The sequence below is a fragment of the Streptomyces sp. MB09-02B genome (assembly GCF_033794485.1).
GTDB lineage: Bacteria > Actinomycetota > Actinomycetes > Streptomycetales > Streptomycetaceae > Streptomyces.
Genome location: NZ_JARGEE010000316.1, coordinates 1 through 10,795, shown reverse-complemented (window position 1 = coordinate 10,795; position 10,795 = coordinate 1). Strand labels below are relative to the sequence as shown.

Genomic DNA, 10,795 nt, shown 5'->3' with positions numbered 1-10,795 from the left:
CCGTCTCGCGAGCCCGGTCGCCGCCCCCCGCTCCCTCGATCCTGCGGATCTCGATCCGGTCCTCGCCGGTGCCGAAGGTGGCCACCGGGGTCGAGTTCTCCATCGCGGCCTTGACGTTGGGCAGGTCGACCGCGTCGCGCCGTACGGTCGGGGACGCGACCACGTAGTCGAGGTCGCGCCAGCCGCGTGGCATCGTCTTCGTCACCGCCGGGTCGAGGTCGGCCTTGTAGAACCAGATGACGCCGAGGCCCGGCTGGTAGCCCTCGTGGACGAGGTCGAGCCAGAGCGCGTCGTCGACGAGGACCCGGGTGTCCGCCGGGTCGTCGACCTCCCGGCCGAGCCACTCGGCGGCCTGCTGGTAGGGCGCGTTGGCGTCGAAGGTCATCGCGGTGTGGTTGCCGTCGTACCAGCGCGGGACGACGTACGCGGCCGCGGCGGCGGCCAGGGCGAGCGCGAGGACGTACCGCGCCCAGGTCACGGGCCTGCGCTCCGTCGCGCCGCGCCATCTGCGCAGGACGCCGTGCGTGACGCTCGCCGTGCCGCCCGCGAGGACGAGCGCGAGGAAGGGCAGCGCCTGGAGGACGTACATGGCGGGGAGGTAGCCGGGGCGCAGGGCCATTCCGGCGAGGATCGCGACGGCGAGCGCGGGGCCGGCGAGGGCCCGCGCGGTCACCGACCAGCGCCAGGTGACCAACAGGAGCAGGGCGCCGGCGAGTCCGCCGAGCGGCAGTACGCGGTCGTAGTACAGCCAGGACTGCAGGACGCCGTACGATCCCGTGCCCTCCGTGAGGATGAAGCCGGAGCCGGGGCGGCTCATCTGGTAGACGATGCCGTCCCAGAGGGACACATGGCCGGCGCCGGGGAACAACTCGCCCTTGAGCAGGGCGAACAGCGGGTACGAGATGCCGATGAGGGTGCAGGCGGTGACGGCGCCGGTGATGGCGAACTTCCGCGTGTCCCGGTGGCTGTGCCGCCACATGGTGAGCAGCACGGCCGGCAGGACGAGGAGCATCGTCTCCTTGGTGAGCACGGCCGCGGCGGCGGCGATGCCGGCGCCGAAGTGGTGCCAGAGGTGACGGCTGGGTGAGGCGGCGAGGCAGAACGCCAGCAGCGTCCACATCACCGCGATGTTGTCGAGGAAGATCTCCCGCTGGAGCACCACCGACAGCGGGGACAGCCCGAAGAGGGCCATGCCGAGGGCGGCGGCCCAGCGGGGCAGCGACAGACGGCGGCCGAGGACGTAGACGAGGACGGCGCTGACGGCGCTGATCAGCAGCATCACCCCGCGCATGGAGCCGACGGTCATCGACTCGGGGGCGAGCTGGGCGGGGATCCAGGTCAGGACGGCGAGCTGGATCCAGCCGAAGGGCGGGTGGTCGTACCAGTAGGTGTAGTGGGCGAGGCCTCTGCCCTCCTGGACGGCCCAGGCCTGCGCGAGGTAGGTGCCCTCGTCGTCGCTGAGGGTCGGGTAGTCGGCGATGTTCCAGCCCTGCACGATCATGATCGCGACGAGGAGGAGACCGCAGAGGAGCAGGTCGGGGCGTGATTTCCGCAGGCGCTTCGGCGGTGCCTCGGGCGTGGGCGAAGCGGAAGAGGAATCGTTTGTTCGACCTGCCGAACCGGCTGTGGGCGCAGCTGTCCGCTGCGCGGGGACCTTGACTTCCGTCTTGGCCGCCGCGGGAAGTGTGGAGGTCACGCAGGAACGTCCTCTCGGTCCACGTTCGCGTTCACGAGATGTGCGCCGACGTGACTGGTCAACTCCCAGTCGTTGCGGCCGCGTTGCTCACGCCATACGGCGCGTACGGCGGCGAAGGCGAGGAGCACCTGGTAGAAGGGGCCGCCCACGACGAGCTTGACGTAGTGGACGAACCGGACGCGCAGTCCGTACTGCTTACCGAAGTCGTGGAGTCCGACGACCTCGAACACGAAGGTGACGAGGGCGGTCACGGCCGGCAGGAAGGTGATGAAGGCGACGCCGACGGGGACGTCGAGGAAGAGCGCGATGCCCACGTTGAGGGGGATGATCACCCCGGAGACGGCCTGGAGATAGGGCGTCATCAGTGTGTAGCGGGCGAGCAACCGCTGCCGGAAGGACGGCAGTTGGCGCCAGTCCTTCTTCCGGTAGACCTGGAGGAAGCCCTGGTTCCAGCGGGTGCGCTGCTTCATCAGGGACATCAGGCTGCCGGGGGTCTCCTCCCGGGTCACCATGTCGGAGTCGTAGGCGACGACGACCTTCTTGCCCACGCTCGACAGCCGGACGCCGAGGTCGCAGTCCTCGGCGAGGCAGTCGGGGTCCCAGCCGTCGGCCTCGCGCAGCACGTCGGTGCGGACGAAGACGGTGTTGCCGCCGAGCGGGATGAACCCTTTCTGCGCGTGCAGATGAAGGCGGGACCGGAACCAGAAGAAGTACTCCAGGCAGTTGCGCAGGCTGTACCAGCTGGAGTTGTAGTTGATCAGCTGCACGCCGCCCTGCACGACGTCCGCGCCGGTGGTGCGGAAGGCGTGGTCGACGTGGGACAGCAGCTCCGGATGGACCTGGTCCTCGGCGTCGAAGACCCCGACGACATCGCCGCGGCAGTGCGGTAACGCCGTGTTCATGGCCTTCGGCTTGTTCTTCTTCGCGTGGTGGTCGACCACCACGCGGACGCGCGGGTCGCGCCCCTCAGCGGCCCGGGCCACCTCGGTGGTCTCCGGGTCGTCGTGCCCGACGATCACGATGATCTCGAAGTCGTCGTGGCTGGATTCGAGCAGTCGTTGGATGGTGTGGTCCAGCACGGCCTGTTCGTGGCGTGCGGGCAGCAGCAGTGAGAACGAGACGTGTTCGTCGCCGTCCGGTCTGCTGAACCGGGTGGAGGCCAGCACTTCGGGCGTTCGCCACGCGTGCATCTGCCACCACAGGGTGAAGGCCGCCATCCAGAACAAGACCAGCGAGACGACGGCAATGAAGACGGACGTCAGCAAGAAAGATCCCCCCAGATCCCCAATACCCCCTGCGCGACAGGGAGTTACCCCTGCCGCGTAACTGTGCAGAGCCTAGGGGGAAACTGTGAATCCCGGGGACCCTTCCGATAAAAACCGTGTTTCCGTTCGGTGGAACATCTAATCGGATGTGTCCGAACACCGGCCCGTATCCAGCCAGTTGTTCGATCTTGTCCCGGTCACTGACCGGCTTGTTTCAGCCGGTTGCGCCCGTCGTGGGTGATCCGAGGGCCGTGCGCAGCCTGTCGACATCCGTCGTGGGAGCGTCACATGTGAAGTTACGGCAGACGTACGCGGTCGGTTCACCGCCGACGTAGGGACGGTCCGCCAGCAACGGCAGTTCGTCACTGTCCGTGGTCCCCACGGCCACCACCGCGCCCGGCGCGGTCCCCAGCAACGCCGCCCGGTGCAGCTCCTTCGTCCCCGGATGTCCCTCCGGTCCGACGACCGCCACCTCACGCGGCCCGTCGAGCAGGGCCTCCGCCGTGGCCAGCCCCCACCCGATGAACCGCGGCGCCCTCGGCCCCAGGGCCTTCACCACGCCCAACGCCCGTTCGGCGGCGCTCCGATGTGGCTCGGAACCGGTGTGCGCTGCATAGCTCAGCAGCGCCCCCGCCGCCGCGCTCCACCCCGACGGCGTGGCGTTGTCGGTCGGATCCTGCGGCCGCCGGATCAGCTTCTCCGCGTCGGCGGCGGTGTCGAAGAGCGCCCCGGACTCCTCGTCGACGAACCGGACGAGCACATGGTCGAGCAGGAACCCGGCGAACTCCAGCCACACCCCCTCCCCCGTGACCGACGCCAGCGCCAGGAACCCCTCGGCGACGTCCGCGTAGTCCTCCAGCACCCCCGCGTTGGCCCCGACCTGCCCGTCCTTGCTGGTCCGCGCGAGCCGCGCCCGCTCGTCCAGGTGCAGGCGTACGAGGAGGTCGGCGGCGGCGATGGCGGCGTCCACCAGGTCGGGGCGGTCGAAGTAGGCGCCGGTCTCGGCGAGCGCGGCGACGGCGAGGCCGTTCCAGGCGGCCACCACCTTGTCGTCGCGGCCGGGGGCGGGCCGGCGCGCACGCGCCTCATTCAGCCGGTTCCTGACCGACTCGATCCGTTCGGCGTCGAACACGCCCTCGCGCTGCGGTAGTTGAAGCACGGACGCCCCTTCCTCGAACGTCCCCTCCTCCGTGACCCCGAAGTAGTACGCGGCGAGCGCCGCGTCGTCCTCGCCGAGCACCTCGGTCAGCTGCTCGGGCGTCCAGACGTAGTACGCCCCCTCGACATGCTTGCCGGAACCGGTCCCGTCGTCGCTGTCGGCGTCCAGCGCCGAGGCGAACCCGCCCTCGTTCGTGCGGAGTTCGCGGACCATGAAGTCGGCCGTCTCCAGGGCGACGCGCCGGGCGAGCTCGGAACCGGTGGCCCGCCAGAGATGGGCGTACACACGGCACAGCAGGGCATTGTCGTACAGCATCTTCTCGAAGTGGGGTACCAAAGGTCCACCGACCCTCGGCGTGAGTACGTACCGGTGGAACCCGCCTCCCACCTGGTCGTACAGGCTCGAACGAGCCATCGCGCCGCACAGCCCCTCTGCCATCTCCAGCGCCGCCACGGACCCGGCACGCGCGTGGTGGCGCAGCAGGAACTCGACCACCATCGACGGCGGGAACTTGGTGTCTCCCTTGAACCAGCCGCTCGCGGGCTCGATGTCCCGGGTCAGCTGTAGGAGCGCCAGGGCCTGAGTCTCCTCGGTGGGCAACCCTGCGGACTCGATACTCAGCTCCCGCCCGGCAAGGTCCCTGGTGATCTTCGCGGCGACTTCGCCCACCTCGTCGTGTCGACTCGTCCACGCACTGTGAACACCTTCGAGTACCTGTCGGAAGGACGGCATCCCGTGGCGAGGCCCGGGAGGGAAGTACGTACCGAAGTAGAACGGCTGCCCGTCCGGCGTCATGAAGACGGACATGGGCCAGCCGCCCTGCCCGGTGGCGGCCTGCACAGCCTCCATGTAGACCGCGTCCACGTCGGGCCGCTCCTCACGGTCCACCTTGACGGACACGAAGTGCTCGTTCATGTACGCAGCGGTGTCGTCGTCCTCGAAGGATTCATGCGCCATGACGTGGCACCAATGGCACGCGCTGTAGCCGACGCTCAGGAACACAGGAACGTTGCGCCGCCGGGCTTCCTCGAACGCGCCGGTCTCCCATGGCCACCAGTCGACGGGGTTGTCGGCGTGCTGGAGCAGATACGGGGATGTGGCCTGCGCGAGTCGGTTGGGCATACCCCCATCCTTGCGCACCCCGCCTCCGCCCCGTCCATGCGCCACAGGGGCAGCACACGAACGGGGCCGAGGGGTGCCGGCTCAGTGCTCGCGCGGCCGGACCGGCTGGCGAGTGGCAGCGTTGTTCCGCCACGGTCCCCGCGCGCTTGCTGTTCTGTGGCTCAGCGACCGGGACCGGGCCTGTCCTCCCACCCCTGCCGCCCCGCGCCGCCGCGATCACGGAAGGGATGGGAAACCTAGATGTGCAGCGTGAGCACCAGGCCCACGAGGACCTACGCCAGGAACTCAGCGAGGGCCGGCACCAGGGCGCGCATCCGCCTCACGTGTGCTCGCAGCGGAACGGGGATGGGGGCTGGTTGCTGCCGGGCGGGAAGTAGACCACCCCGGAGACCGGATCTTGAGCCCCGCCCCGCTCCGTCCACCAACCGTCGGGAGAGCCCCTGTACGGGCCGTCAGGGTCCTGCGTGAGATCCATGAGGGTGCCCAGTTCCGGAGCCGGCAACGGGCGCACAGGACGACTCCGGAGGCTCGCGGGCGTCACTGCCCGGCCGCCCGCCGGTACCGCTTGGCGCACTCGCTGTGCCGGTAGACCACAGCGGGCGGGCCGGACTGTCGTTCCACGGTGCCACGGCGGCAGGGCTCAAGGGCCCCGATCGGCCGGGAGCACTCCGGGCACGTCTCCCCCTGCGGGGCGAACGTCGCGTACTCGTCCCTGCGTGCGTTGGTGTCCCTGGTCATTCTCGCCATCGTCGCTGTCCCCTCACGTGGTCCGACACCGACCACGCTAGGGAGAGCACAACCCCAACTCCCAGGCGATTGCACGAGGTTGCACGCGAGTTACCCAAGGGCACCCAAGGCAGATGCGATCAGCGCACGAGCGGGGGCCCCGTAGACCGCCAGCGCTGCCAGCTCTGCGAACGTATCGGCGTACATGGCTACCTCGCTCGGCTGTGTGATCGTGAGGTAGCCGGAGATCAACTCGACGTTGACCTGTGCCGCGTCATAGATCCAGAACCCCTCAGCCGGCCAGCGCTCCCGATCCGGCGTCATAGGAACAACTCCCAGGCTGACATTGGGAAGTGAGGCAACCGAGATCAGGTGACCAAGCTGCCCGGACATGACCTCGGCACCGCCGATCCCGGCCCACAACACCGACTCCTCAACGAGGAACGCAAACCGCCGGTCACCTTCGTACAGCACTCGCTGACGTTCCATGCGGGCGGCCACCGCTTCGGCCACGTCGTCCACCAGGCCGCGCCGTCGCTGGATCGCTTGCAACGCTGCTGTGGTGTACGGCTGTGTCTGGATCATGCCGGGCACGAGCCACGACGAGTAGGACCGGAAACGGCGGGTCCGCTGGTACAGCGGTAGGCGGGCCTCCTGAGCCTGTTTGAGCCCGGCCCTCTCCATGCGCCGCCAGCCAACCCACATGCCCTCGGCCGTCCGCAGCGAGGCAATCAGGTCCTCGGTCTGGTCCTCGGCCCCGCACACCTCGCACCATGCCCGAATGTCGTCAGCGGACGGGGGCGTACGGGCGTTCATGATCCGGGACGACTTGGACCGGCTTCACCCACAGCGCTCGGCGAGATCGGCCCCCGTCAGGCCAGCATCCCGGCAGATGTCCTCAAGGCGTTTCGCGAGGGCCTGCCGGGCCTGCTGGGCGCTGGAAGATGCAGAGACAGCCATGGTGCGTGATCAGCTCGGCCGGTACTCCGCGTGAGGAATCGCGCGCTCCCACGCTGCCTCGTACGCCCTGACGTACTGAGCGGCCAACGCCGGGTCGTGGTGGACTTCCATGCGCGGGCCGGTCCACTGACCCTCGCCGCTGAAGTGGTGGAGGATCACGGTTTCCTCATCCATGACCCACCCGTCCAGCGCGGGGAGGAGCAGATCACGGGCGCGCGAGCGGGGCAGCCAACGCACGTCCTCTCCCGCTGCGACGTTCGTAAAGGTGCCGTCGTACTCGTACCGCACGTAGTCGCTCAGCGGCTCGGAGACGACGCGCAACCGGCGCATGACCACACCCCGGCCCGTCGTCTCGGCCACCACGTCCAGCCACGAGCGCCACCACGACTCGCGGTCGGCCGGGTCGTACCGGTGTCCTTCCTGCCAGCGGATGAACTCCGGGTCATCCCGCATGTAGCTGTCTCGCAATTCCAGGTGCATCGCTGACCGCTGCGCCTTCGCGAGGCATTCACGTACCGCTGTTGCCACCGTTGACCTCACTGTCCGGGCGGGGGATGAACTGAAGCATGTTGCCGGGCAGCCGGATCACGGTCTCGTGCTCCGGAACGTCCGTGGAGTGACCCGGCACCGAGCCGACTTCCTGAGCCTGCCGGAGCGTCGCCTCGTCCGCCTTCCATGACTGGGTGATCAGGTCCCCCGTCTCCTCCTCCAGCCAGATCGTGGGCGAGCCGTCATCCGGTGTGTTGGGCCAAATCCCCAGGAACTTTAGGGCCATTGGGCACTCCTCTACCGAGTCGGTTGCACGGACGTGCACGAACCTCACCCCTACGCGTGATCAGCGCAAGAGGGCAGGCAGAGACACAGGAAGCCCCCGACAGCCAACCCCGGCGAGGGGTGGGCTGTCGGGGGCTTCGTGGGGCGTTCGCATAGCTCATCGACCCGTTGAAGGGTGCCTTCCTCGGCTGCCCAAACACGGCCTTGCCCAGTAGGCACAAGGGTCGAGCATCCCAAAAACGGAGCCGCACCCAGGGCGCGTTCTCCGAGCCGGGGCCGGGATCGCCGGCGGGCACGCGCGGGAACTTCCGGGCCGCTCTCCCCGATCCTTGGGGGCGTAGCCGAACCGGGGGGCAGGAGCGGCAACGGGTCAGCACCCACAGATGGCATTTCTCCTCCCGATGCCCAGCCTTGTGCGTCGAACTCACTTCTCGGTGGTTGTGTCCTTCTTCGACAGCCAGTCGAACTCAAGCCGTTCCAGGATCGGGGTGTGGTCCCCTTGCCGCGCGGCAGGCTTGACCGTGATGCCCTTCTTTCCAAGGGCGCACTTCAGGAGCATCCGCTTGTCCGCCATATCCGCCGCTTCCCATGCCTCACGCAGGGTGTCGACCTGCGTGAGGGGCGAGAGGTCTGCCTCCGCGTCCAGCGCCTCAAGGGTCGCGGTGGTGCTCTCGATCACGGCGCGCTGTCCTTCGCTCAGCTCCTCGAAGCGCTCTTCGTCCATCTTCCCGTACACGTAGAAGTCGTCTTCGAGCTTCTTCACACGCCGCTGAGCGGCCTCAAGGGCCTTCTGAGCCTCGTCCTTCTTCGCCTGCGTTTCGGGGTCCGCGAAGGCGAGCCACCGGCGGGCTATCTCGATGACCACCGGGTCGCCAGGTTCAACGGCCGTGATGTGGTGGATCCAAGCCTGTCCAACCGCGTGGTCGATGCGGTCGGCGAGGGTCACCACTCCCTCGCAGATGGACTTGCCCCGTGTCTGCCGGACCTCACACCGGTAGCGTCCGCCACGGTGGCTCATCGAGCCACCACACGACTCAAGCTCCCCCGTGCCTTTCTTGTCCCGTAGCCGCCCGCATCGGTAGCTCCCCGTGCCCAGATACTTCGCTTCCGGCTTCCCCTTCGCCCACCGTTCGTCGGTCCGCTCGGCAATGAGCGCCTTGATCTTGAACCACTCGCCCGGCGTCACGACCCCCTTGCCGCACATGATGACCTCGCCCTTCTCATTGCGCAGAGGCTCGCCGTACCCCTCCCAACTGTCCAAGGGGTTGCCGTCCTCGTCCGTCTTGCGCCGCCGGACCGGGACCATGCCCGCGAAGAGCGGGGACTGAGCCAGCTTGCTCACCGCCGTGGGCGACCAGGTGGCACCGCTCCGGGTCCGGTACCCCTCCTCGTTGAGTTGGTGGGCGGTGTCCTTCGTCGTCTTCTTGTCGAGCAAGAGGTCCGCCAATCTGCGGGCTGTGTCGTACTCGTCGGGATGGGGTTCGACCTTGCCGCTTCCGGGCGCGCTGTAGAGACCGAACGGGGGCCTGCCCGTTCCCCTTCGGCCTTCCGCCTTGTGCGAGTCATGGCCGATCTTCACGCGCTTCGCTATGTCCTTCGCTTCCTCCCTGGCACGCTCGCTCAGGATCGCGAAGACCATGCGGCCACCCTGTGAGGAGTCCAGCCCTTCGGAAACGGAGACGAGCCGCGATTGCCGGCGGTCGAACTCGTCGAGCATCCGACCCACCGCTCCCATGCCGCGCCGGTCGAAGCGGTCCGTCTTCCACACGCCGAGCGTCTTGGACTTACCGTCCATGATCGCTTGGGTGGCCTTCTCGAACTCCCGGCGTCTTACGTAGGTCTTGGATGCCGAGAGCTGTTCAAACCAGACGTGTCGGATCTGAAGTCCGTTCGTCTGCGCCCAGCGCACCACGTCCCGCAAGTGCCCCCGCAGCGTGGCGAGGTCTTCCTTCTTGTTGCTTCGTCGCAGGTAGGCGTCCATGAGTCCGGACGGCTCGGCCGTCGCGGGCTTGTCCAGTCCCAGGGCCTCCAGGTCCTCAGGGCTGAGCCCCAACCCAACCAGCGTCGCGTGATCCTCGCGCACCACAACCCCCTCAGTTCTCAGGGGAAATGCTACGGAAGTGATGGACCTTAGACAGCTACTTTCTCGAAGTGCGGCACGATCCACTCACGGTCGACGGAGTACCGGGCGAAGCCGCCGCCGAGCTGGTCGTAGATGCCGCCGCGGGCCATGCGCTCGCAGGTGTCCCGTGCCATCTGGAGGGCGCCCTCGGAGCCGGTGCGCGCCGCGTGCCGCAGCAGGAACTCGATCACCATCGAGGGCGGGAACTTGGGCGCCCTGCCGAAGCCGCCCCGCGCCGCGTCGTACTCCCGGATGAGCCCCAGCAGCGCCTGCGCGAGCTCGTCCTCCCCGGGTACGTCGACCGCCTCGAACTTCAGCTCCCGTCCCGCCAGATCCCGCACGATCTTCCCCGCGACCTCGGCGACCTCGTCCCGCCGGTCCGTCCAGGCGGCCCGCACCCCCTCCAGGACCTGCCGGAAGGAGGGCATGCCGTGGCGGGGGGCGGGCGGGAAGTAGGTGCCGAAGTAGAAGGGCTCCTCCTCCGGCGTCAGGAACACGGTCATGGGCCAGCCGCCCTGCCCGGTGGCGGCATGCACAGCCTCCATGTAGACCGCGTCCACGTCGGGCCGCTCCTCACGGTCCACCTTGACGGACACGAAGTGCTCGTTCAGGTACTCGGCGGTCTCCCGGTCCTCGAACGACTCGTGCGCCATCACATGGCACCAGTGGCAGCTGGAGTACCCGACGCTCAGCAGCACGGGCACTCCCCGCCTGCGCGCCTCCTCGAACGCCTCGGCCGACCACGGCCACCAGTCGACCGGGTTGTCGGCGTGCTGGAGGAGGTAGGGAGAAGTCTCGTGGGCCAGTCGGTTCGCCATGGGCACCATCATTCCCCAGTACCCGACAATCGCAGTTCGGCACGGGGCACGCGCCCCGTCAGGCTGCCCCTTAAAAACACCTGACGCTCCAAACGACAGCCTTGTGTAGAATCCGGGGGTCACCCCGACAATAAAAAAAAAAAAAGAAGAAGA

Annotated in this window: 7 protein-coding genes and 2 pseudogenes; all 9 read right to left on the bottom strand. The window is 68.2% G+C overall.

Features of this window, described 5'->3' with window-relative positions; all coding sequences use genetic code 11:
• A partial coding sequence (locus tag P1P70_RS32385) for an ArnT family glycosyltransferase (RefSeq protein ID WP_319244147.1) occupies positions 1-1,696 on the bottom strand: 1,696 nt, incomplete at its 3' end.
• Entirely contained in the window at positions 1,693-2,961 is a 1,269-nt protein-coding gene (locus tag P1P70_RS32380; protein ID WP_319244145.1) for a glycosyltransferase, read from the bottom strand. The genes P1P70_RS32380 and P1P70_RS32385, both read right to left, overlap by 4 nt.
• Before the next feature lie 214 nt (positions 2,962-3,175).
• Entirely contained in the window at positions 3,176-5,242 is a 2,067-nt protein-coding gene (locus P1P70_RS32375; RefSeq protein WP_319244144.1) for a thioredoxin domain-containing protein, read from the bottom strand.
• Positions 5,243-5,779: 537 nt separating this feature from the next.
• Positions 5,780-5,980, bottom strand: coding sequence for a hypothetical protein (locus P1P70_RS32370; protein WP_319244142.1), 201 nt, complete (start codon positions 5,978-5,980; stop codon positions 5,780-5,782).
• A 99-nt stretch (positions 5,981-6,079) separates the two neighbouring features.
• Positions 6,080-6,928: pseudogene (locus P1P70_RS32365) on the bottom strand (helix-turn-helix domain-containing protein).
• 9 nt (positions 6,929-6,937) lie between these two features.
• Positions 6,938-7,456, bottom strand: coding sequence for a DUF6879 family protein (locus P1P70_RS32360; RefSeq protein WP_413471597.1), 519 nt, complete (start codon positions 7,454-7,456; stop codon positions 6,938-6,940).
• A complete protein-coding gene (locus P1P70_RS32355) occupies positions 7,437-7,703 on the bottom strand; it encodes a hypothetical protein (RefSeq protein WP_319244138.1) in 267 nt (88 codons plus the stop codon). The genes P1P70_RS32360 and P1P70_RS32355 overlap by 20 nt, the downstream gene beginning before the upstream one ends.
• 423 nt (positions 7,704-8,126) lie before the next feature.
• Positions 8,127-9,785: a recombinase family protein gene (locus P1P70_RS32350; RefSeq protein WP_319244136.1), complete on the bottom strand. Its 1,659-nt coding sequence runs from the start codon at positions 9,783-9,785 to the stop codon at positions 8,127-8,129.
• Between the two features lie 56 nt (positions 9,786-9,841).
• A pseudogene (locus P1P70_RS32345) lies at positions 9,842-10,642 on the bottom strand (thioredoxin domain-containing protein); the annotation flags it as partial.
• Positions 10,643-10,795 lie beyond the last annotated feature (153 nt).